Origin of the sequence: Lactobacillus sp. MRS-253-APC-2B (assembly GCF_012843675.1) — a bacterium.
In the GTDB taxonomy this organism is placed as follows: Bacteria; Bacillota; Bacilli; order Lactobacillales; family Lactobacillaceae; genus Limosilactobacillus; species Limosilactobacillus pulli.
The window spans coordinates 30,541-52,854 of sequence record NZ_JABAFO010000011.1 but is presented as its reverse complement, the minus strand read 5'-3'; the positions used below and the strand labels follow the sequence as shown (position 1 = coordinate 52,854).

The window sequence follows — 22,314 nt, the reverse complement described above, 5'->3', positions numbered from 1 at the left end:
ATCGCGGTGTAGCTCAGCTGGCTAGAGCGTCCGGTTCATACCCGGGAGGTCGAGGGTTCGATCCCCCCTGCCGCGATTATTCTTGGTCCGTTGGTCTAGTTTTGGTTAGGACGCATCCCTGTCACGGATGAGATCACGAGTTCGAGTCTCGTACGGACCGTAAATGGCTCGGTAGCTCAGTTGGTAGAGCAACGGATTGAAGCTCCGTGTGTCGGCGGTTCGATTCCGTCCCGCGCCATTTTTATGGAGGAGTAGCGAAGTGGTTAAACGCGACGGTCTGTAAAACCGTTCCTTCGGGTTCGGCGGTTCGAATCCACCCTCCTCCACTTTATGGCGGTATTGGTGAAGTTTGGTTAACACATCGGTTTGTGGGTCCGACATGCGTGGGTTCGAATCCCACATACCGCCTCTGTTAAAGACCATGTTCAATTAATTTTGAACATGGTCTTTTTGCATACTGTAATGAATAAAACGTTAAAAGATACAATCCTAAAGACTGCAATCGATGGCTTTTTTGAATACAACCGATTGCAGAAAATATTTTTTAAAGATTAATGAGAAACCGTCATCCCTTATTTACTGGGTCTTTAGAGAATCTTAAACTTAATTGGACGTTTGATGAAAGATTGTCAAATTAAGACAGAGATGATAAATTGTATAAGAACGCGCTTACATAGTATAAGCAAGTGGGATTTTGCGATGGGAAGTGATGAATATTTACTTCAGACCAGAGGCTTTTAATAAGCTGTGGTCAAACTGTAGATCAATTGGAATTATTTGATAGTGATACGAGGGATTCATATGGTAGGAATTGTATTAACGAGTCATGGTGGCTTTGCAGACGGGATCAATCAATCGGCTGAGATGATCTTTGGTCAGCAGCAAGACGTGGCACATGTGATTTTAAAACCGGATGAGGGGCCGGATGATATCCATGCCAAGCTTGAAGAAGCTATTAAAGACTTTTCAGATCAAGAACAGGTTTTGTTTTTAGTTGACTTATGGGGTGGTACGCCATTCAATCAAGCCTCCAGCCTGTTTGAACAGCATAAAGATACATGGGCCATCGTAACGGGCATGAACTTGCCAATGGTTATTGAAGCCTTGGCATCGCGGATGACTATGAATTCGGCCAGAGAGATTGCCACCCACATCGTTGAAACGGCCAAAGATGGCATCAAGACCTTGCCAGAAGAGCTGATGCCAAAAACTAAGGCACCAGCTGCGCCAAGCAATGCCAAGCCGGTTGCCAAGGGTGCGATTCCAGAAGGCACCGTCATCGGCGATGGTAAGATTAAATACGTTTTGGCACGGGTTGATTCACGATTGCTGCATGGTCAGGTTGCAACTGGCTGGACCAAGGCAACCAACCCGAACCGCATTATCGTTGTTTCGGATAATGTTGCCAAAGACAAGCTGCGCAAGAACATGATTAAGCAAGCGGCACCAACCGGCGTTCATGCCAATACGGTGCCAATCGCCAAGATGATCAAGGTCGACAAAGATCCGCGCTTCGGCAATACACGAGCCATGCTGCTGTTTGAAACGCCTGAGGATGCTTTACGAGCCATTGAAGGCGGTGTCGGCATTAAAGAGCTCAATATTGGCTCAATGGCTTATTCAGAGGGCAAGGTCAACGTCAACCAGGTTCTGGCCATGAATCAAGAAGATGTTGACACCTTTAAGAAGCTTAAGCAGCTGGGAATCAAGTTCGTGGTCAAGAAGGTACCTTCCAGCAATGCCGAGGATATGGATGCTTTGCTGGAAAAGGCCCAAAAGCTGATCGATGAACAAAAGAATTAAGGGGTTTTGATTATGTCTGCGATTTCAATGATTTTAGTTGTGATTGTGGCATTTTTGGCTGGTATGGAAGGTGTCTTGGATGAATTCCAGTTCCACCAGCCACTGATTGCCTGCACATTGATTGGTTTAGTAACTGGCCATCTGGTTCCATGCGTGATGCTGGGCGGTTCGCTGCAGATGATCGCATTGGGCTGGGCCAACATCGGTGCTGCCGTTGCTCCAGATGCAGCCTTGGCAGCCGTTGCTTCAACGATTATTTTTATTCAAAGTGGTGGTCAGATCAAGCAGATCGGGACTGCAATCGCGGTTGCCATTCCTTTGGCGGTTGCCGGCCTATTCTTAACAATGATCGTACGGACGATTTCCGTTGCAATTATTCACATCATGGACAAAGAAGCCGCCAAAGCAAACTTCCGTGGCGTTGACATGTGGCAGATGCTGGCCGTTAGTCTGCAAGGGCTGCGGATCGCTATTCCAGCTGCTGCCATGCTGTTTGTGCCAGCCAGTGCCGTTCGCGCCTTTTTGGGATCGATGCCTGCTTGGTTGACTGATGGGATGACGATCGGTGGTGGCATGGTGGTTGCCGTTGGTTACGCCATGGTTATCAACATGATTGCCAGTCGTGAGGTTTGGCCATTCTTTATGATTGGTTTTGCTCTGGCGGCAGTTTCTGAGCTTACCTTGATCGCAATTGGTGCCATTGGTCTGGCCTTGACGCTGATGTACCTGTCTTTGGAATCCAAGGGCGGTTCTGGCAACAATGGTGGATCAGGCAGTGATACCGGCGATCCATTGGGTGATATTTTGGATGACTATTAAGATCAAGGGAGCGACTGATTATGGCAGATAAGAAGGAAAACAAGATTAAATTATCCAAGCGTGATCGCTGGGACGTCTGCTGGCGCTCAACGTTCATCCAAGGATCATGGAACTATGAACGTATGCAAAATGGTGGGTATGCTTATGCAATGATTCCTGCCATCAAGAAGCTTTACAAGAACAAAGATGATCAGGCAGCGGCACTGAAACGGCACTTGGAATTCTTCAACACCCACCCATATCTGGCCTCGCCAATTATCGGGGTTACCCTGGCTCTTGAAGAAGACAAGGCCAATGGGGCAGCCGTTGATGACGTTGCCATTTCCGGTGTTAAGGTCGGGATGATGGGACCACTGGCCGGTGTCGGTGACCCAGTGTTCTGGTACACGGCGCGGCCAATTATTGCCGGTCTGGGGGCCTCAATGGCGATCTCAGGCAATGTCGTTGGTCCAATCCTGTTCTTCTTGATCTGGAACGCATTGCGGATTGCCTTTATGTGGTACACGCAGGAATTTGGCTATCATGCCGGTTCTAAGATCACCGATGACGTTTCAGGTGGCTTGCTGCAAAAAGTAACGCGTGGCGCGGCTATGATGGGGATGTTTATCTTAGGGACCCTGATTGAGCGTTGGGTTACGATCAAGTTTACGCCAGTGGTTTCTAAAACCCCATTGCAAAAAGGTGCCTACATTGACTGGAGCAGCCTGCCAAACAACATGCACTCAGTTCAAAAAGTATTGACTGAGTGGAATATGGGTAAAGGACTGTCGCTGACCAGCTACAAGGTTACGACGCTGCAGGATAACCTGGACCAATTGATTCCTGGTCTGGCGGGGCTGCTGTTGACGTTCCTTTGTATGTGGCTACTTAAAAAGCGGGTTTCACCAATCGTCATCATCATTGGCTTGTTTGTCTTAGGTATTTTGGGTCACGTCTGCGGCCTGCTGTAAGGTGAGAAAAATGGTTGAATCAATCAATGCCAAAGTTGAATACGTTACGGACGGGACTTCATTTATGGGACCAGTATCATATGGCAAGATCATGATTGGCGATCGGGGCTTTGAGTTTTACGATGATCGCGACGTGCGCAAGTTTATTCAGATTCCTTGGGATGAGATTGACTTGGTAATTGCCTCGTTGGTATTCGGCGGGCATTGGATTCCACGCTTTACGATTCGAACCCGACATAACGGCGAGTTTATCTTTGCCGCTAAGGATGCCAAAGCAACGCTGCGTGCCGTTCGCAATCACGTCGATCCCAAGCATATGGTCCGCGCCTTGACGTTTACGCAAAAACTCAAGCGTGGCTGGCAAGGAATTCGTGCAAGCCATAAGCAAAAGGGCTGATATGATTGGCAAAAGAGAAAAAGCGTCTCAGGACCGGTTTAATGGTCTTGAGGCGCTTTATGTATATTGGGTCAGGTCCGCGGGGAATTGAAGAGAACTTGCCCTCATTTTATGAAAAAATCAGGCATTGATGATTACCAATACCTGATAGTGTGGACCCTTAATTAATTGCATTGCTATTTGGTGTCGTGATGCTGCTGATCTTTTAACAGCTGTTTGATTTCCATCAGTTCTTGATGCAGCTGCTTATTTTCGGCATGCAGCTTGGCGATTTCTTTTTTTGTGACCTCATGCGGATTGGTTGGTTCAAAATAAGTCGTGATTGTGCTGGTCAAAAGCCCGATAATGCTGACGCCTACGACCATCAGCAAAACCGCGGCAATCCGTCCCCAGAGCGTAGTCGGCGAGACGTCGCCATAGCCCACGGTTGAAACGGTCGTTAAAGCCCACCAGAATGCCGTTGAAAATGACACGCCTTCTGAGATGCTGTACATGCCTGAAGCAATAAACAGAATGCCACAGCTAAGATAAAGGTAATAGATCAGACCATCCGTGTGAAAGAAGCGCTTTAAGCGGACAGTCAAACCGACCAGCCGAAAGAGTCGTAATACGCGCAGTATGTGAAAGACTCGCGCCACTCGAGCAAATCGAAATAAGGTAAAGATCGAATTGGTCGGGATAATAGAAAGCAGATCCCAGATATTATCTTTGAAAAAGCGGAGTTTATCTTTTGAAAGGGCGAGTCGAGTGAAATAATCGATTACCAGAATGGCCCAGATGCCCCGATCAATCCAGACATAAGGCGACTGGCTGAGGTTGATGGCGTGTGCACAGTCAAACAGCAACAGTAAAATCGAAATTAAAGCAATCAGGGCGATAAACAGCTGATAGAGCAGCAGAATTTTGTGTTTGCGAGGATTCATAGTTAATTTTCCCAATAGTATAGTAATTAGTTTTAATAATAATTCGTTTGCAGCAAGGTGACAATAGTTTAGCGCGGATCAATGCTTTAATCTGAGTTGAATTTTATTGATTTGTGATTATAATGAATGATATAAATGTAATATTTACCCATAGTTTATGAGAATGTGGGGGTGATCCCGATATTAATGTTAGGGATACTGCTTTATAGCTAGTTTTCCCCATGTATGTGGGGGTGAGTGAATGCTCTTTATGAAAATTTTTGTTATGGTCAAACGTTATAGCAATGATGGGGGCGATTAAATTTAGAATTGAACAACTAGTAGATTCTGTATTTGAATGATTTTAATTTGATGCTTAAGCAGATATTATTCAAAGCATTTAGTATTTAACTTGAAATTAAAGGTGAAAAAATGGGAGAGCTAACGACAGAAGAACTTTCTTTATGGGGAAAGAAAGCAATTCGCGATGATCAAGAACTTTGGTTGCCATTGGTTATACATTTAATTGATACAAAAAATGTTATTAATTGGCTGTACAATCATTGGCTGACTGATAATCAAAGATCATTGCTAATGATTGAAAATTCAGAAACGATAACACAAAATGTAGTTAAATTTCTGGGATATATCCATGATATCGGAAAGGCAACGACGGCATTTCAAACTAAGCAGTCATATGTTCATAATGACTCGCTTGATGAAGACATTATGGAAAAAATGATTCGAGGTGGGTTCAAAGGCATCGATAAATTATCATTTTCGAAACGCAGTGCATCACCCCATGCCTTGGCCGGTGAAGCATTGTTGGAAACATATGGGGTGAATAAATCTATTGCGGCCATAATAGGTGGTCATCATGGTAAGCCTTTAAGCAATCCAGTGGCAAAAGATACACAGCATAATTCAGAAAACTATTGGCCAGAGACACCAGGAGAAGAACAGAATCGATGGAGAAAGGTTCAAGAGGATCTATTCCAATATGGTCTACATTTATGCGGGTTTCATACATCATCAGAAATTCCTCGGGTCAATAAAATTCAAGCAGTACTTTTAGAGGGCCTATTGATAATGGCTGACTGGTTGGCATCCAGTGAGTATTTGAATGATGATCCATCAAAACCGCTTTTTCCACTTATCGACATTAATGAATCTGCTACTGATGTTAATACTGAACAGCGTTATCAAAATGCCATCAATACATGGCAGATAACTGACGAGTGGAGTGCCGAGTGTGTCTCTGATATTGACGAATATTACGTTCAGCATTGGGGATTTCATCCACGTGAAGTTCAGCTGGCAATGTGTCAGGAAATTAGTAAGGCTCTTGATCCTGGCATGATGATTATTGAAGCGCCTATGGGAATTGGTAAAACTGAAATTGCTTTAACAGTGGCTGAACAGCTGGCTAGTCGATGTGGCTGTAATGGCCTGTTTATGGGGCTGCCAACTCAAGCGACGTCTAATGCAATGTTTGATCGAGTTGAAGATTGGTTGGCGAAGGAAGCTAAGGAACAAGATGCCAATCTTTCAATAAAGTTGATGCATGGGAAAGCCAAGTTTAATCAAAGAAACCAAGCAATACCAAAGGCAGAAAATGTACAAGGTTCGGGAGCAGTGGTTGTCAATGAGTGGTTTAGTGGCAAAAAATCAATTCTTGAGGAGTTTACTGTTGGAACAATTGACAATTTGCTGCAGATGGGATTGAAACAACGACATCTTTTTTTAAAGCACCTTGGATTGAGCGGAAAAGTAGTCGTTATCGATGAAGTTCATGGCTACGATGTTTACATGTCTTCGTATCTAGCAAAAGTTCTGCAATGGTTAGGTGCATACAATGTTCCGGTAATTGCCCTTTCTGCTACTTTACCAAAGGAAAAAAGAAATGAGCTTTTGAAAAGTTATGCGAAAGGTAAATTTGGTAGTGACCAATTTGAAGCAGAGCCTGGTTGGGAAAACAATGAGGCATACCCATTACTAAGTATGTTAGATGGCAAACGCCTAAAACAAGTAACGAATTTTGTATCACAAAAATCTAAATGCGTACAAGTTGAAAGAATCAATGTTGAAAATGATAAGCTGGTTGATATCGTAAATGCCAAGATAAAAGATGGTGGCGTAGCCGGAATTATTGTTAATACGGTTAAAAGAGCACAGGAAATTGCTGACTTAATGCCAAAAGACGTTTTAACGATTGTCTTGCATTCTGCGTTTTTGGCACCATATCGTCAAAAAATTGAAGAAAAGCTTCAAAGCATGATTGGGAAAAATGCTGCTCGGCCATCAAGACTGGTTGTGATTGGTACGCAGGTTTTAGAACAATCGCTAGACATCGATTTCGACGTTTTATTTACTGATATCGCACCAATGGATTTGATTTTGCAAAGGGTTGGTCGATTGCATCGTCATAATATTAAGCGCCCTAAAGGTTTACAAACCCCTCAATTATATATTTTAGGGATTAATGACTATGGCGACTATGGAAAAAGTAATGAGTACATCTACGAAAAGTATTTGTTAATGAAAACAGATCATTTTTTAAAAGAAAAAATAGCATTACCGGGTGATATTTCCAAATTAGTTCAGCAAGTCTATGACACAGCGACTGACAGCGAAGTTTCTGGCCTAATAGAAGCTAAGGCAAAATTTGATAAAGATCAAAAAATTTCTGAGAATAAAGCAAAAGTATTTCAAATTGCTAAGCCCAAGCTTAAAGGGACAATTCATAAATGGCTTGATTGGGATCTCCCAGATGATAGGCAAGGCGAGATTAAAGCCCAGGCAGCGGTTCGTGATATTCAAGAGACTTTAGAAGTTATTTTACTTAAAGAAACTGATCATCAATTTTACCTATTAGATGGAAGAAAATTGACCGAAGTTGATGATAAGACTATCTCTGATCAAGTTATCCGCTTGCCGGGTGTTATTACTCCAGAGTGGAAACTAGATGAGATCATTAAAAAGCTTGAAGATACTACATCTGAAAACTTGCCGCAATGGCAGCAGAGTATTTGGCTGCACGATTCTTTGGCCTTGATTTTAGGATCAAAACAAACGACTGATTTTTTTGACTTTAGGTTAAGCTATTCATCTGATAAGGGTTTATGCTATGAAAGATTGGAGGAGAAGCATGGCTGAAGAAAGTTTTAATCTGCTGACCAGTCCTTGGATAAAGGTAATTGGACTTGATTCTGATGAAGAAAAACAGATTTCTTTAGAGGATCTCTTTCAAAATGCACAAAATTATCGTCGGTTAGCAGGCGAGATGCGGTCGCAGGATTTGGCAATTTTACGTTTTCTATTAGCAATCTTAACAACGGTTTATACAAGGTTTGATGCGAATGATAATCCGTATGAATGGCTAGAACTCGATTCGCAAAGCTGGCGCCCAATTGATAATTCATTAGAAGATGATAATGATGATATCCAAGAAGATTTATTAGCAACGTGGGAAGACCTTTTTCAACAAGGACGTTTTTCAGATATCGTTGTAAAGTATTTGGAAAAGTATGCAGCACGTTTTGATGTGTTTGGTGAGCAGCCGTTTTATCAAGTAACGGCTGAGGTTTATGATGATCTCACCAGTAAAAAAATTGCATCGGGGAAAGGTACTGTTGCAATTAAACAGATGAATCGATTAATTTCGGAAAGTAATAATTCACCGGATATTTTTTCGCCAAAATCTAGTTCGCAAAAAAACAAAATTGGAACTGCAGAGTTTGTCAGGTGGCTGATTAGCTATCAGAATTTCACGGGAACTACTGACAAGACGAAAATTAAAGATGTTGAGAAGTATTCAGCATCAGCTGGTTGGCTATATGGTTTAGATACCGTTTATGCTCAAGGAAAAACACTTTTTGAAACCTTAATGCTTAATCTTGTCTTGATGTCTGATTTTTCTGGAGAATATGGAAGTATTATTCAAAAACCTAATTGGGAATTTGCAAGTCAAGCAGACTATGTTAAATATTTACTAGAAAAAAAGGCCCCTGACAATATTGCAGGCTTGTATACCAACTGGTCGCGTATGATTTATGTACAATGGGATGAGGAGCCGACTGTCTTTTCAACTTGTCTGCCAAAATTTGATGATGACACAATCAATAATGAAATTGAACCTATGACTACTTGGCGTGTGAAGGATCGTCATCATAATACTAAGCATTTAAGTGATCTGGGTAAGAAAATGTGGCGAAATTTTGGGTTATATGTTCCTACTGAAGCTGATACTCAAAATGCCGATATGAAGCCGGGAATAGTCAACTGGTTGAGTTTATTAAAAGATGAACAGCTGATTCCGGATACCCATTATGTGAATTTGGCAACGGCAAACCTAATCAGTGATGGAAATGCTACTTCTCAAATGCCGGCAGCAGAAATTAGCGATGATCTTTATATCAATGCCGATATTTTATTTGATTTGCATTGGACAACTAAGATTGAAGATGCTATTGAATATACTCAACAAATTATTAAGTACTATTGGGGATTTGCCAATGGGTTGGCTGAATTACGAGGCATTGGCAATAAAAAAGATTTTGCAAACAGATTAAGTGAAGACTTTTATAATCACCTAAATGAACCATTTGCTGATTGGCTGATAGATTTGGATCCGATGCAACCGACGACTCCCCAAATTTTGCGATGGGAAGATAAGATTTTACTTAAACAGGTTGACGAACAAGTCAAGTCAGTTATGGCAACAGCATCGCCCAAAGAAATCATTGGTGATCACAAGGGCAAGGATGACGAATCGATTAAAAATATTTTTATCCTTGTTAATATCCTCCGCGCAAGCATCAATAAGTATCGAAAGAAATTGAGGTAGTGAGTATATGGCAAATGAAATCGCAAAGGTAACTGCGCAGATAATATATAGTCTTTATAATAACGGCGATTTGGATAAGGCGGTTTTGGCAAGTTTGCGGCATGCCGTAACAATTAAAGATCGTCGTGCAGAAAATGTTTGGCCGATTATGTTTTCAAAAATGGCAGCAAGTGATATCAGCAGCGATCCACAAGGCAGAGAAACACGACAAGAAACAGCTATCTACACTGCGCTTAGGTGCTTTGCTATTTATCAGCAAGGCCTTACCCAACTGAGTTACGCAAGTTCTAATCAAGTAAATGCTGAGGATAAAGGGCAGCAACTGTTTGTCGCTTTGGCTGATCTAAGGAAAAATCAAGACAAGCAGGCAGCTCTTGATCGGCGGATACAAAATCTTTTATCTTCAACTAATATTGATAGTGTTGCCAAGAGTGTTACTCAGCTGGTTAGAATTTTAAAATCTGCCGATAGAAATTTATTATTAGATTTTTCGCAGCTGGCGCAAGATCTATTTTTCTTTCAAATGGGTTATGAGTACTCAAGACAGGTTTTCTTAAAATGGGGACGCCAGTATTATTGGCAATCAGTTTCAACTAATTAATACAAAAGATAAGGAAGGAAAAAAACATGACTAAAAATTTATACTTAGATATTCATGTATTACAAACGGTTCCAGCTTCAAATATCAATCGCGATGATTCAGGTGCTCCTAAGACGGCTCTTTATGGCGGAGTTACGCGAGCAAGAGTATCGTCGCAGAGTTGGAAACATGCAATGCGAGAAGCTTTCAAGAAAGATAGCGATGGTGCGGAATGGCTGTTGAGTCATCGGACGAAAAAAGGTGTTCAGCTTTTGGCTGAAAAGCTTGCCGAAAAGGATAATACCCTAGATTTAGATGCCGCAACTAAAAAAGCAATTGAGGTTTTCAAAGCAGCCGGCATCAAAATAAAAAAAGATGAGAATACTACTGGTGCACTGTTTTTGCTTAGTGATGGTCAGATTGATAAATTAGCGGACTATGCTTTACAAAATGATGCTTATGATAAAAAAGAGCTTAAAGAAGTGTTTAGTGACAAAAATTCACTTGATTTAGCACTTTTTGGTCGGATGGTTGCTGATAATCCTGAATTAAACGTAGATGCAGCTTCGCAAGTTGCTCATGCGATTTCAACTCACGAGATCGTGCCCGAATTTGACTATTTTACTGCCTTGGATGACGAACAAGATAGTGCAGGAGCTGCTATGATTGATACATTGGAATTTAATTCCTCAACGCTGTATCGATACGCTAACGTTAATGTTAAAGAACTCTTTCACAATCTAGGTTCTGCGGAATTAACGCTGAAAGGAATTGAGCTATTTATCAAGGAATTTGTTTTGTCAATGCCAACTGGTAAACAAAATAGCTTTGCAAATAAAACAATTCCTCCATATGTAATGGTAACAATTCGAAACGATACGCCGGTTAACTTAGTTTCAGCCTTTGAAGAACCAGTTCGTTCAAATAGTGGTTACATTAAAAAGTCAATTGAAAAACTTGAAAATGAGTATGATGTAACTCAGAGCTTTGTTGAAGAACCAGAGACAACGATTGTTTTGTCCACTAAAGAATCTAGAATTGATAATCAAGTTAAAGACATCTCATCACTACTTACCAACGTTGCAGAATGTTTAGAACGGATGATGAACGATGAAAACATTAGTAATTAGACTAGCTGCGCCTTTGCAGTCGTATGGAGATCCGGCATCTTTTGAAAAAAGAACTACTTTTCGAGCTCCAAGTAAAAGCGCAATTATAGGGATGATTGGTGCCGCCCTCGGTTTTCGCAGGGAAAGTGATGATTACAAATGTTTAAACGATTTAGATTTTGCCGTTCGTGTTGATCAACCTGGCGAAGTGTTAAGTGATTTTCAAATTACCCACTATAGTTTAAAGAAACCAGGAAAACTTTCTCATCGAATATATTTGCAGGATGCGGTTTTTATGGTTGCACTTAGTAGCAAGCAAGACGCTTTGATGGAAGAAATTGAGTATGCATTACGGCATCCAAAATTTCAACTCTATTTTGGGAGGCGATCCAACCCGCCTGCTGGTATTTTAAAAATAAAAATGTGTCCAGATAAAACTGCTATAAACGTCTTAAAAGAGTTGCCATGGCAAGCATCGGTATGGTTTCAAAGAAAGTACAAAAAAGATGCTTTTAATGCACGTATCTATGCTGATGCAAAATTAGTTCCAGACAAACCTAATCACTTAATTAAAGATGGTGTTGGCTCATTTAATCAAAAAAGTCGATATTATGAGTATCGGTCAGTTGCCGAAGATAATGTTTTTTTAGAAAACAGTAATTACGTCCAACGAAAAAATACCGATCATGATATATGGGCATCGATTTAGATTGGAGAAAGATTGCGATGGTATATTTATCAAGAGTAGAAATCGATACCAAAAATCGTCGAAAAATTAAAGACTTAACTAATCTAGGCGCATACCATAATTGGATAGAGCAAAGTTTTCCAGACGAAATTCAAAAAGGTGTCAGAAAAAGACATTTATGGCGTATCGATACGTTAGCCAATCGAAAATACCTACTCGTTGTGAGCGAGGATAAACCAGATTTAACAATATTATCACGGTATGGTGTTGCTAACACGGCAGCTACTAAAGAGTACTTACCATTTATTAACAGTATAAGAAATGGACAACGGTTACGTTTTCGATTAGTAGCTAATCCAGTATTACGGATGGGAGCTGGGAAGAATGGTGAACGTGAACGGACGTTTCCACATATTACAATTGACCAGCAGAAAGAGTGGTTAATTAAAAGATCGGAGCGTGCTGGATTTAGGCTCTCTGAAAATAGTTTTGAGATTAAGGAACGTGATTTTGTACCACTTTATCATAAGGGAAATCGTCCAATAAGGCTTAGCAGGGTTGCTTTTGAAGGAATATTGGAAGTCACTGATCCTATTGCACTTCAAAACACGCTAATTTATGGTCTGGGGCGTGAAAAAGCTTATGGTATGGGAATGCTAACCGTCATTCCTATCAACTAGCTGAGGTAATGGTATGAAAAAAACAGGTGCTGACAAGCCGAAACTGCAAGAGCTAGGCAGAATTGGCGATCGAATAAGTTTTTTATATTTAGAACATGCAGTTGTCAATCGCCAAGATAGTGCGATCAAAGTTGAAGACAGTACTGGCATCATATATATACCAGTTGCAATTATCGGTGTCTTGTTGTTAGGACCGGGTGTCGATGTGACTCATCGTGCCATGGAATTAATTGGTGATTCGGGAGCTGCCGTTTTATGGGTTGGAGAGCATGGGGTTCGTCAATACGCTCATGGACGGGCATTGGGACATTCATCAAAGTTATTAGAACTACAGGCAAAGTTAGTTTCAAACACCAGAACCAGGATTGCAGTTGCTCGCAAGATGTATCAGAAACGGTTTCCAACTGAAGACGTTTCACAGCTTACTATGCAGGAACTTAGGGGTAAAGAGGGTTCCAGAATCAGACGAGTCTACCGAGAATGGTCCAAGAAAACAGGTGTTGAATGGACTAGAAGAGAGTACAATCACGATAATTTTGAATCAAGCACACCGATCAACAAGGCTTTGACTGAAGCTCATCAGGCATTGTATGGGTTGTGCTATAGCGTGGTCGCTGCATTGGGTGCTTCACCTGGGCTTGGCTTTATTCATACAGGTCATGACCTAGCTTTTATCTATGATTTTGCTGATCTGTATAAAGCTGAGTTTTCAATCCCGACTGCTTTTGAAGTAGTTGCCGCATATGGGGACGATAACATAGCCGATCGAACGAGATGGGCAATGAGAGATAGGATTCGTGAAAGTAAACTAATCTTAAAAATGGTTGCCGACTTAAAGGACTTGCTTGGTGATGATGATACTCGCAATGCAGATATTATTAATCTTTGGGATGATAAAGAAGGATTGCAAAAATTTGGTGTTCAATATCATGAATTTGGGGATGATGATTCATGATTGTGATAACCCTTTCAAAAGTTCCAATGTCATTGCGGGGTGATTTGACTAAATGGTGTCAAGAAGTACAAACAGGAGTCTATGTAGGTAATTTTAGTGCTCGTATCAGAGACCTGCTCTGGGAACGTATTACTAAGTCAATTGGAAACGGTGAGGCAACGCTTATCTATAGTACTAATAACGAACTTGGCTATACGTTCAGGACTACACGAAAAGACAAACAAGTTATTAATTTTGATGGGTTACCATTCATCAAGCATTTAAAAAACAGTCCAGGATCAGTCAAACATGGATTTAGTAAAGCTGCAAAGCTTCACAGAGCTAAAAAAGCACAGAAGTCAAGGTTTTCTCAGGCCAACTCAGTTTCGTCTAAACAACGGATAACTAATTTAGTTGCAATCGATTTAGAGACAACGGGTTTAAAACCTGTAAACAGTGAAATCATTTCAATCAGTGCAGTAAAAATGATCAGTGAACAACAGGTAGAAAAATTCAATCGATATATTAAAATAAAATCCGAAGTTCCGCCTAACATTCAAAAATTAACGGGTCTATCCAACCAGTTGCTAGATTCAGAGGGTGAGTCCCTAGAAAAAGCGTTAGATGAATTTCAGAACTTTATTGGTGATTATGCTATAGTTGGCTATAACTTGCTTTTTGATCAAACTTTTCTTAATGCTGCATTTATAAAAGCTAATAAGCAGATCATTTCAAATCGTATGATTGATTTAATGCCAATAGTAAAGAAAGATCAAAAGTTTTTAGATAATTACCGGTTGGCAACGGTTCTTAAAAATTATGAAATTGAGAACGGCCATCCGCATAGATCTGTATCAGATGCAACGGCTACTTTGGACTTAGCACTTAAACTGATCAAAAATGGCAAACTGAGGATTTAGAAAAGGCGTCATATAGGGATCTGTTTACTGTATTCCCCATGTATGTGGGGGTGATCCTAAAAAATGATTATCAGGACGATAAACAATTTCGTATTCCCCATGTATGTGGGGGTGATCCTGGTAGGGCAATCATGAACAGTCTGCTTGGCGGGTATTCCCCATGTATGTGGGGGTGATCCACCACGAAGCTGTTCCAAAGGCGCTACAATGAAGTATTCCCCATGTATGTGGGGGTGATCCTGGTAGTCGATTGATTTATTAATGCTAATCATGGTATTCCCCATGTATGTGGGGGTGATCCTTACAGCGGATGCTTTTTGAAGATCATTCATTTGTATTCCCCATGTATGTGGGGGTGATCCCGATAGTAACTACAAACAAACGCAAGTGGTGCTGTATTCCCCATGTATGTGGGGGTGATCCTGTTTAGTTGCTTGACGATGTTGCGAACGTCCAGTATTCCCCATGTATGTGGGGGTGATCCTGTCATGGTTTTCATAATCGCTTTGAATGTTGAAGTATTCCCCATGTATGTGGGGGTGATCCTAAGCATTGGCAATACGGTAACAATGGCGTTAGGTATTCCCCATGTATGTGGGGGTGATCCTTAGAAATGGTTACACGGCTGACGCCCGTGCCAGTATTCCCCATGTATGTGGGGGTGATCCCCTTCACACCTAAGTTAGTTAAGCGATACTTCTGTATTCCCCATGTATGTGGGGGTGATCCTTGCGGAAGGCAAACCATATCGGGTTTATCTAGGTATTCCCCATGTATGTGGGGGTGATCCCCAATCGTTTTGAAAGGATTTCATTACCCAACAGTATTCCCCATGTATGTGGGGGTGATCCTCGGAAAACCTACACTAGAGATAAAGTCCGACAGTATTCCCCATGTATGTGGGGGTGATCCTGTGCAAAAATTAAGCTCGGCGCTGTGCCGGGCGTATTCCCCATGTATGTGGGGGTGATCCTTACGAATGGTGTTAATTTCGTCTTCATGACCGGTATTCCCCATGTATGTGGGGGTGATCCTCATTTGCCTGGTTGCGATAGATGGTTCCTAGCGTATTCCCCATGTATGTGGGGGTGATCCTTCTTTCCGGTATGGTTCGGGCAAAACTGATAAGTATTCCCCATGTATGTGGGGGTGATCCTGATTTCCGTTCCTTTTCCAAACTCGATTGTCGGTATTCCCCATGTATGTGGGGGTGATCCTGACAAGCAATTGGAAACATTATTAGCCATTTTGTATTCCCCATGTATGTGGGGGTGATCCTATTTAACCTTGATGCCATCGCTAGACCATATCAGTATTCCCCATGTATGTGGGGGTGATCCTTAAGCTCATTTGTGCCAGCTTGTTCTCGATCAGTATTCCCCATGTATGTGGGGGTGATCCTTCCGCGCGCGCGTTGTAGCTTGATGTTACGCGGTATTCCCCATGTATGTGGGCTTGCATTAGCTCAGCTTTGGCTGGGCTTGTATTCCCCATGTATGTGGGGGTGATCCTGACAATGGTTCGTTATCATATCAGCGGAGCAAGTATTCCCCATGTATGTGGGGGTGATCCTTTATCGGGAGTATGAAAATGTGTGAGTTTTGTGTATTCCCCATGTATGTGGGGGTGATCCTATCCAGCTCCCAAGCGCCACCGGTGATCATCTGTATTCCCCATGTATGTGGGGGTGATCCTTAGAGTTGATTTATAAACATAAAAATGAACCTGTATTCCCCATGTATGTGGGGGTGATCCCCAGTGCAAACTTCAATGCAATTGCGTAGTTGCGTATTCCCCATGTATGTGGGGGTGATCCTATAATCGCTTGTCGCGTGCTTTAGCCGTTTTCGTATTCCCCATGTATGTGGGGGTGATCCTGGCAAGCAGATTGTGCAACGAAAAATCTACCCGTATTCCCCATGTATGTGGGGGTGATCCTATCACCTGGTTGGCAAGTCTGATTAATAACTTGTATTCCCCATGTATGTGGGGGTGATCCTGTCCATGTAACTGTCCTCTTCGGCTTGACGCCGTATTCCCCATGTATGTGGGGGTGATCCTTGACAGAATGTTGGTTGGCACCAGTGCATGTTGTATTCCCCATGTATGTGGGGGTGATCCTCCCTTATCATCAGCTCGCAACTGCAGATTTTCGTATTCCCCATGTATGTGGGGGTGATCCTGATAAATTTAAAATTCGGGGAGCTGGAGGAGAGTATTCCCCATGTATGTGGGGGTGATCCTGACCTTGCTAACGAGATTGATAACCGACTTAGGTATTCCCCATGTATGTGGGGGTGATCCCCGTCACCATCTGGATCAGCGCCAGGCTGTTTAGTATTCCCCATGTATGTGGGGGTGATCCTGGCATAAACCGTCCCGTTTGGCGATCGCAGACGTATTCCCCATGTATGTGGGGGTGATCCTTAGCGTAAGTCTGCATGCTTGTAAGCCCAATTTGTATTCCCCATGTATGTAGAGGCAGTCTGCTCAACTGAAACTGATTGATAACTAAAATAGCGCTATATCAAGCTTTGAAGCCTGGTATAGCGCTATTGGTAGTTTTAGACCTGTTGATCAAACCGTTATGCTGAAGCTTTGTTGGCACCGTGACGTTTGATCAGCCAACTGGCAACTGCAGCCAAAAGCATCCAGATCAAACCAACCAGACTAATCTTGCAGCCCAGTGCCAAACCTGGTACGTGGTAGTGCAGGACAACGCGATGAGTTCCCGCAGACAGGCGCAGACCGACAAAAGCTTGGTTGGTCCGCAGCAAGGCAGTCTTTTTACCATCAACGGTCGCCGTCCAACCGGTTGAATAGGGAATCGAAGAAGTCAGAATACCGACCCGCGAAGTCGTAATCGTTCCTGAAAGCTGATTGCGTTTGAATTTGACGTTTTTAAGCGCGTGTTTTTGAATCTGACGCACTTCTTGATTGTATTTGGTTCCCAGCTTTTCGGCAACTACTTGATACTGCCACTGATAGATCCCCAGCTTAGAAGGCTTGAGGGTTAAAGAAGATGGCATTCCCTTAGCAAAGTAGCCAATGTTCATCGTGCCGTTTTTAACCAGCTTGAAAAACGACAGCTTGCTTTGCTTAGGCTGTTCTAAGGCCTCCGTACCCAGACTACTGGAAATCTTAATCGCATAGCTCATATCTGGTGAACCGTTCAGAATATGGTAGCGCCAGAATTTGTACTGGTTAAAGCGATAGTTGACGATATCTCCAGGGTTTGTCGACTGCTGTTCTTCGTGCTTTTGCTCATAGGCGATCTGTTGTTTCATTGAAAATGGCTGATACTTAATGGAAGCAAATTCAACATGCAGTTCACTGCCTTTGAGCTGTTTTTTGAATGCCTTGCTGGTCAACTGCGGCAGCTGCAGTTGGTAGGTTTCCAGACTGTCAGTATATTTAAGACCAGTTGCTTTGATTTTGTTTAAGCGGTTTGAAACCAGTTGCGACTTAAGTTTGATGACATTGCCTTTCAAATTGGCAGTCTTCATTCCATTGGTGGCGCCGTTGTTTTTTGAGCTAATCGTTACCCCGCTGGCCAAGGCACGTTCCTTAGCAGTAGGCGAAAGCTTTTGGTAGGCTTTTTTGCTGATGTAGGAATCTTGCCAATAGAGCAGTGGGAACGCGTTATTGGTCTGGTAACGGTTGGTCGTCGTTGGGATCAGCTGCGTTTTATCGGTTGGATTGCTTGGCTGACCCACGTCATAGTTGATCTTGGGTTCGGTAGTGGCACTTAAGAAGTAGCCGCCAGGAATCTTGTTGGCATTGCTGCTGTTGCTCTGCACGAACAGATACTTGACGCCCAAGAAGTTGTTTAAAACGGTTCGATCATCAACCTGGCGCAATGGTACGTTGGCTTCATATTGGGTATTTTGCAACGAGGTGCTGAACTGACCCAGGTATTTATTTTGCAGTGAATAGTACGAATCGATGTTATGCATACCAGAAGTCAGATCATTATCCAAAAGCCCGCCAGAAGTAATCTGATTGTTGGAGATCGTGGACACCCGGAAAAACGAGCCATCGTTTAAGCCTTGTTCCAATCCGCCATAGCGATTCTTGGCAATTGACTGATATTGGCCGCGAACCAGCGTACTGTTGGCAAAATTACCGTTATAAGGCGTGCCGACGTACAAAGCGTTGCATGCGGCATTGGCGAGAATGATCGCAACCAGCCAGCGATCGGGATGCGGCGTGCCATGCAGATTCATGATCCAGATCATCAAAAGTGACATGATCAAAAAGATGATTGGCATGAACATGGTCGTGTCGTTTTGGAAAATATAGGTTACTACCAAGACCAAAAGATAGATGCCTGTCGCGCAGGTTAAGATCCAAAGCGTGTGCCGATCAAGCTGCGTAGCATTTTGTAAAAGCAGGCAGACCGACATTGCAATTGGTAAATAGATCAAAAGCGTCCAACGGTTTGATGCGGCCATCATACCATTGAAAAATGCCCCAACTGCCGGAATCAGCAGCATAACCAATGCCATTGCCAGACTGATCGACAACAGTGGAAACTGGCGCGCCCGCGTGTAAAGATAAACGATGGCGATAAAAGCGATGCTGACCAGTCCCAGTGCCGACCAGAACATAAACGTCCACTGGTCACCATTGATCAATTGCTTGGGCAAAAACAAATAGTAGTAGAGTGGATAATGCTTCAGCCCATTGGCAAATTCAGCCCCAGCTCGCGTAGAGTTCATGACGGCCATAATCTCAGGTACCAACAAACAAGCTGCACACAAAATACTGGTGATTGTGGCAAAAGCCAGCTTAGCCAGCGTTTTACCATAGTTTAGCGTCCGCCGGTAATTTGTAGCCACACGCAGCACCAGATAGATAAAGGTCCCAATCCCCAACACATAAGCTAGGTAATAGTTGTTGACCAGCATCCACCAAAAGGCAAGCGCTAATGGCCAAGCCGAGCCGCCTTGTAAAACACGTTCAAGCTCAACGACTAAAATCGGGAACAGAATAAACGTTGTCATAAAAAACGGCTGCGCGATGCTGGCATAGAGTAAGTATGAATTGACCATGTAGACCACGGTGCCGCCTAAGATGACGTGATCCCGAAAAGAAAAGTGGCCAGCAAACCAGCAAAACGTTAGTCCAACAAAATATGTTCTGACAACGGTGATAACTTGATAGGCCAGCGTCAGTTTAGCAGCCGGAAACAATAAGGCTAGATAGGCAAACACGTCGCCAATCGTATAATACGAAAAAACCTGGAAGGTATCGGTACCCAGCCCCATGTTCCACGACCACCAATTTAGCGAGCGCGTTGGATGATGGAGCCAGCCCAGCACGATTTTTCGGTATTCACCGAGCAACGGAACGTGTTGGTTGAGGGCATCCTTATTCCAGATTAATGTATGTCCGGTAATCGCATAGCTACCGAACATGCACAGCGCGATCAGAACAAACATCAGCGTGTATTTGAGATACAGCATGCGATGATCACGCTTTTCAAATGAAAAGTTCATCTTGTTAACCCCTTAGTTAGATAATACCAATCTATTTTACTATAGTTGCCAAAAGTGAGACTCAACAAAATTCTTAAGATTATGGTACGAAAAATCAGGTTGATGATGAAGATCACTATCAAATGCGAATCTCAGTCCGTTTGTTGGATACTCGGATCATAGATATTTGTTAAAATTTACTTTAAAAACAACGCCACCAATCAATTATGAAGACATAAAAAAGCCGCCTGATCAGCGACTTTCATAATTTAGAAATTCATTTTGTCTATGCAAAGCTGATTAAGATATATCAGTCGGCCAAATAGTTCAGCAAATCAGGCAATTGCTGTTCCATTTCGATCATGCCCTCGTCATGGAAGCCAGCCAGCTTTTTGACATTATTTTCAAAGCGACTGACCTTGACCGACTTTTGTGGTGTAATGCAGTAAAGCTCGTGATTTTCAAATGCGGCATCGATCTCATCGCAACGATGATTGTATACTTCAGGCCGATTGATGCCTTCTTCGGCAAAAATAGGGTAATCTTTGTACTGCCGATGATAAAGTGCCTTGACCAGGGAACTGGAAAGCTTTTTACGATAGGATGCCTCACGGGTTCTGACAACGACAATCTTGTCAAAGCCTTGCTCTTTGGCTAGATCGGTTGGAATCGAATCAGCAATCCCACCATCAAGACATGGGCCTTGATCAGTCTGCTGGGGCTCAACCAAAAACGGCATGGAACAAGATGCCTTCAGGGCAGTTACCAATCCATCGCCGCGATAGTTGACAAAATCAACGCGCTTACCATTTTCGATTGAAGTAGCAACCGCCGTAAAACTAGATGCTGAGCGCTCATAGGCAGCATGATCAAATTGATGCCAGTCCCAGCCGTGATCGTCAAACAAAAAGTCCAGGTTCAAAATATCCTCATGACGCAGACCACGCTTAAGTGAAACGTAGTCGGAATCGTGGCGGTAGCTGGTGTTGACATGGTTGACATAGTTATATTGTTTGGCAACGTAGCAGGCGCCGCATAAAGCACCTGCCGAAACGCCAATCACGCTTTTAAACTCAATGTGGTGCTTGAGCAGACAGTCCAAAACGCCGGCCGTATATTGACCGCGAAAAGCCCCACCTTCTAAAACCAGCGCAGCATTATAAAGCATAGCAATCCCTCTCTCTTCATACGATTAATCGAATAATCGAATTAGGTATGATTATAATAACATATTGTCGTAATCTCAAAAATTAATGAACAGTAAAGAGGTAAAAAGAGCGTAAGAAAAAACGCCGAAAATCAACTTGCTGCCGATTTCCAGCGGTTGAACTGCCAGTCAGCGATTGCACTGAGGCATTACTATTATTACAAAGTAGCTAAGCGATTGAGCTGATTTTAAGTTTCTTTGCGGTCAGCGGCTTAATTTTGTGGTTGCTTTTTTTCTTGTTCTTCGGCTTGTTTTTGCAGCTCGCGATTGACCAGTTCCGGATCAGCTTTGCCGGGGTTGAGTTCCGTGATTTTGCCGGTTGCCGCGTAGATCACCCATTCAACAAGGTTGACGATGTGATCGCCAATCCGTTCCAGTAAATGAATAACGGTGATGTAGTGGCTGCCGTCTTTGATCAGTTCAGGACGATTATGCATCTGATTGATGATTTTTTCATGTACCTGAACGTACTGCTTGTCGACTTCCAGATCCATATTGGCAACGGAATAGGCGGTCTGTTCGTCAGTGTAGACATAGGCATCGAGAGCCTTTTCCAACATATGACGCACGGTTTCGGCCATTTCGGCGATGTTGTTTTCGATGTCGGGCCAGTGTTGGTCCATATCTTTAATACGGATGGCGTCTCTGGCGATATGAGAGGCGTGATCGGCCATTCGTTCCAGATCTGAGCTGGCTTTTAGGATGCTCATGATTGAACGAAACTCGTTTTCTTTTGGCTTTTGAATGTTCATCAGCTTAAAGGCGTGCTTTTCCAGGTAGGTTTCGCCATCATTGATCAATCGGTCGTTTTCGCCGACTTCTTTGGCTAGTGCCACATCGCGATCAATGAACGCCTTGGTTGCCTTATAAATCTGTTCGGAGGTGTTGATCCCCATTTCCATAAACCGGCCACGTAGTTTTTTTAGCTCATCGTTAAAAATCTCGTTCATATGATCTCTCTCCTTTATGGGGCTTTTTTTCTTTGACTACTATACTTGT

General features: G+C 42.8%; 16 protein-coding genes, 5 tRNA genes and 1 CRISPR repeat array. Of the genes, 17 read left to right on the top strand and 4 right to left on the bottom strand.

The window, feature by feature from the left end:
• Positions 1 to 2 precede the first annotated feature (2 nt).
• From HF864_RS06760 to HF864_RS06720, 9 genes are all read left to right on the top strand, one after another.
• A tRNA-Met gene (locus tag HF864_RS06760) sits at positions 3 to 76 on the top strand.
• 8 nt (positions 77 to 84) lie between these two features.
• A tRNA-Asp gene (locus HF864_RS06755) sits at positions 85 to 160 on the top strand.
• A 5-nt stretch (positions 161 to 165) separates the two neighbouring features.
• Positions 166 to 238, top strand: a tRNA-Phe gene (locus HF864_RS06750).
• Between the two features lie 7 nt (positions 239 to 245).
• Positions 246 to 326, top strand: a tRNA-Tyr gene (locus HF864_RS06745).
• 7 nt (positions 327 to 333) lie between these two features.
• Positions 334 to 408 (top strand) — tRNA-His (locus tag HF864_RS06740).
• Between the two features lie 393 nt (positions 409 to 801).
• The gene (locus HF864_RS06735; RefSeq protein WP_169462227.1) at positions 802 to 1,803 is read left to right on the top strand and encodes a PTS sugar transporter subunit IIB; all 1,002 of its coding nucleotides are present in this window, start codon (positions 802 to 804) and stop codon (positions 1,801 to 1,803) included.
• Positions 1,804 to 1,815: 12 nt separating this feature from the next.
• The gene (locus HF864_RS06730) at positions 1,816 to 2,622 is read left to right on the top strand and encodes a PTS mannose/fructose/sorbose transporter subunit IIC (RefSeq protein WP_169462226.1); all 807 of its coding nucleotides are present in this window, start codon (positions 1,816 to 1,818) and stop codon (positions 2,620 to 2,622) included.
• Positions 2,623 to 2,642: 20 nt separating this feature from the next.
• Positions 2,643 to 3,572 carry a PTS system mannose/fructose/sorbose family transporter subunit IID gene (locus tag HF864_RS06725; protein WP_169462225.1) on the top strand — a complete coding sequence of 310 codons (930 nt, stop codon included), beginning with the start codon at positions 2,643 to 2,645 and terminating at the stop codon, positions 3,570 to 3,572.
• A gap of 10 nt (positions 3,573 to 3,582) precedes the next feature.
• A complete protein-coding gene (locus tag HF864_RS06720; protein WP_169462224.1) occupies positions 3,583 to 3,969 on the top strand; it encodes a DUF956 family protein in 387 nt (128 codons plus the stop codon).
• Positions 3,970 to 4,145: 176 nt separating this feature from the next.
• Here the strand turns inward: HF864_RS06720 and HF864_RS06715 are convergent, their stop codons facing one another.
• The gene (locus tag HF864_RS06715) at positions 4,146 to 4,892 is read right to left on the bottom strand and encodes a potassium channel family protein (RefSeq protein WP_169462223.1); all 747 of its coding nucleotides are present in this window, start codon (positions 4,890 to 4,892) and stop codon (positions 4,146 to 4,148) included.
• Positions 4,893 to 5,303: 411 nt separating this feature from the next.
• Here HF864_RS06715 and cas3 point away from each other — a divergent pair, with 411 nt between their 5' ends.
• The 8 genes from cas3 to cas2e are packed head-to-tail and all read left to right on the top strand — an operon-like array spanning position 5,304 to position 14,628.
• Positions 5,304 to 8,027 (top strand): CRISPR-associated helicase Cas3', encoded by a 2,724-nt coding sequence (gene cas3 / locus HF864_RS06710; protein WP_169462222.1) that lies wholly within the window; start codon positions 5,304 to 5,306, stop codon positions 8,025 to 8,027.
• Positions 8,020 to 9,717, top strand: coding sequence for a type I-E CRISPR-associated protein Cse1/CasA (locus tag HF864_RS06705; protein WP_240936891.1), 1,698 nt, complete (start codon positions 8,020 to 8,022; stop codon positions 9,715 to 9,717). Before cas3 ends, HF864_RS06705 begins: the two co-directional genes overlap by 8 nt.
• Positions 9,718 to 9,724: 7 nt before the next feature.
• On the top strand, positions 9,725 to 10,318 hold the full coding sequence (casB, locus tag HF864_RS06700) for a type I-E CRISPR-associated protein Cse2/CasB (RefSeq protein WP_169462220.1): 594 nt from the start codon (positions 9,725 to 9,727) through the stop codon (positions 10,316 to 10,318).
• Between the two features lie 26 nt (positions 10,319 to 10,344).
• Entirely contained in the window at positions 10,345 to 11,427 is a 1,083-nt protein-coding gene (gene cas7e, locus HF864_RS06695; RefSeq protein ID WP_169462219.1) for a type I-E CRISPR-associated protein Cas7/Cse4/CasC, read from the top strand.
• Entirely contained in the window at positions 11,408 to 12,115 is a 708-nt protein-coding gene (gene cas5e, locus HF864_RS06690) for a type I-E CRISPR-associated protein Cas5/CasD (protein WP_169462218.1), read from the top strand. Before cas7e ends, cas5e begins: the two co-directional genes overlap by 20 nt.
• A gap of 17 nt (positions 12,116 to 12,132) precedes the next feature.
• A complete protein-coding gene (gene cas6e, locus HF864_RS06685; RefSeq protein ID WP_169462217.1) occupies positions 12,133 to 12,774 on the top strand; it encodes a type I-E CRISPR-associated protein Cas6/Cse3/CasE in 642 nt (213 codons plus the stop codon).
• Between the two features lie 13 nt (positions 12,775 to 12,787).
• Positions 12,788 to 13,729 carry a type I-E CRISPR-associated endonuclease Cas1e gene (gene cas1e / locus HF864_RS06680; RefSeq protein ID WP_169462216.1) on the top strand — a complete coding sequence of 314 codons (942 nt, stop codon included), beginning with the start codon at positions 12,788 to 12,790 and terminating at the stop codon, positions 13,727 to 13,729.
• Positions 13,726 to 14,628 carry a type I-E CRISPR-associated endoribonuclease Cas2e gene (cas2e, locus tag HF864_RS06675; protein ID WP_169462215.1) on the top strand — a complete coding sequence of 301 codons (903 nt, stop codon included), beginning with the start codon at positions 13,726 to 13,728 and terminating at the stop codon, positions 14,626 to 14,628. The genes cas1e and cas2e overlap by 4 nt, the downstream gene beginning before the upstream one ends.
• 29 nt (positions 14,629 to 14,657) lie before the next feature.
• Positions 14,658 to 17,117: a CRISPR direct-repeat array (repeat unit 29 nt; unit sequence GTATTCCCCATGTATGTGGGGGTGATCCT).
• Between the two features lie 96 nt (positions 17,118 to 17,213).
• On the opposite strand, the gene HF864_RS06670 is transcribed toward cas2e, so the two are convergent.
• From HF864_RS06670 to phoU, 3 genes are all read right to left on the bottom strand, one after another.
• A complete protein-coding gene (locus HF864_RS06670) occupies positions 17,214 to 20,129 on the bottom strand; it encodes a YfhO family protein (RefSeq protein ID WP_169462214.1) in 2,916 nt (971 codons plus the stop codon).
• Positions 20,130 to 20,418: 289 nt separating this feature from the next.
• Positions 20,419 to 21,276, bottom strand: a complete 858-nt coding sequence (locus HF864_RS06665; protein WP_169462213.1) for a patatin family protein — start codon at positions 21,274 to 21,276, stop codon at positions 20,419 to 20,421.
• A gap of 251 nt (positions 21,277 to 21,527) precedes the next feature.
• Positions 21,528 to 22,265 carry a phosphate signaling complex protein PhoU gene (gene phoU, locus HF864_RS06660; protein WP_169462212.1) on the bottom strand — a complete coding sequence of 246 codons (738 nt, stop codon included), beginning with the start codon at positions 22,263 to 22,265 and terminating at the stop codon, positions 21,528 to 21,530.
• Positions 22,266 to 22,314 lie beyond the last annotated feature (49 nt).

Bases quoted from the DNA above. Each gene is read 5' to 3' on its own strand.
- HF864_RS06735 (WP_169462227.1), top strand. From the start codon at position 802: ATGGTAGGAATTGTATTAACGAGTCATGGTGGCTTTGCAGACGGGATC.
- HF864_RS06730 (WP_169462226.1), top strand. From the start codon at position 1,816: ATGTCTGCGATTTCAATGATTTTAGTTGTGATTGTGGCATTTTTGGCT.
- HF864_RS06725 (WP_169462225.1), top strand. From the start codon at position 2,643: ATGGCAGATAAGAAGGAAAACAAGATTAAATTATCCAAGCGTGATCGC.
- HF864_RS06720 (WP_169462224.1), top strand. From the start codon at position 3,583: ATGGTTGAATCAATCAATGCCAAAGTTGAATACGTTACGGACGGGACT.
- HF864_RS06715 (WP_169462223.1), bottom strand. From the start codon at position 4,892: ATGAATCCTCGCAAACACAAAATTCTGCTGCTCTATCAGCTGTTTATC.
- cas3 (WP_169462222.1), top strand. From the start codon at position 5,304: ATGGGAGAGCTAACGACAGAAGAACTTTCTTTATGGGGAAAGAAAGCA.
- HF864_RS06705 (WP_240936891.1), top strand. From the start codon at position 8,020: ATGGCTGAAGAAAGTTTTAATCTGCTGACCAGTCCTTGGATAAAGGTA.
- casB (WP_169462220.1), top strand. From the start codon at position 9,725: ATGGCAAATGAAATCGCAAAGGTAACTGCGCAGATAATATATAGTCTT.
- cas7e (WP_169462219.1), top strand. From the start codon at position 10,345: ATGACTAAAAATTTATACTTAGATATTCATGTATTACAAACGGTTCCA.
- cas5e (WP_169462218.1), top strand. From the start codon at position 11,408: ATGAAAACATTAGTAATTAGACTAGCTGCGCCTTTGCAGTCGTATGGA.
- cas6e (WP_169462217.1), top strand. From the start codon at position 12,133: ATGGTATATTTATCAAGAGTAGAAATCGATACCAAAAATCGTCGAAAA.
- cas1e (WP_169462216.1), top strand. From the start codon at position 12,788: ATGAAAAAAACAGGTGCTGACAAGCCGAAACTGCAAGAGCTAGGCAGA.
- cas2e (WP_169462215.1), top strand. From the start codon at position 13,726: ATGATTGTGATAACCCTTTCAAAAGTTCCAATGTCATTGCGGGGTGAT.
- HF864_RS06670 (WP_169462214.1), bottom strand. From the start codon at position 20,129: ATGAACTTTTCATTTGAAAAGCGTGATCATCGCATGCTGTATCTCAAA.
- HF864_RS06665 (WP_169462213.1), bottom strand. From the start codon at position 21,276: ATGCTTTATAATGCTGCGCTGGTTTTAGAAGGTGGGGCTTTTCGCGGT.
- phoU (WP_169462212.1), bottom strand. From the start codon at position 22,265: ATGAACGAGATTTTTAACGATGAGCTAAAAAAACTACGTGGCCGGTTT.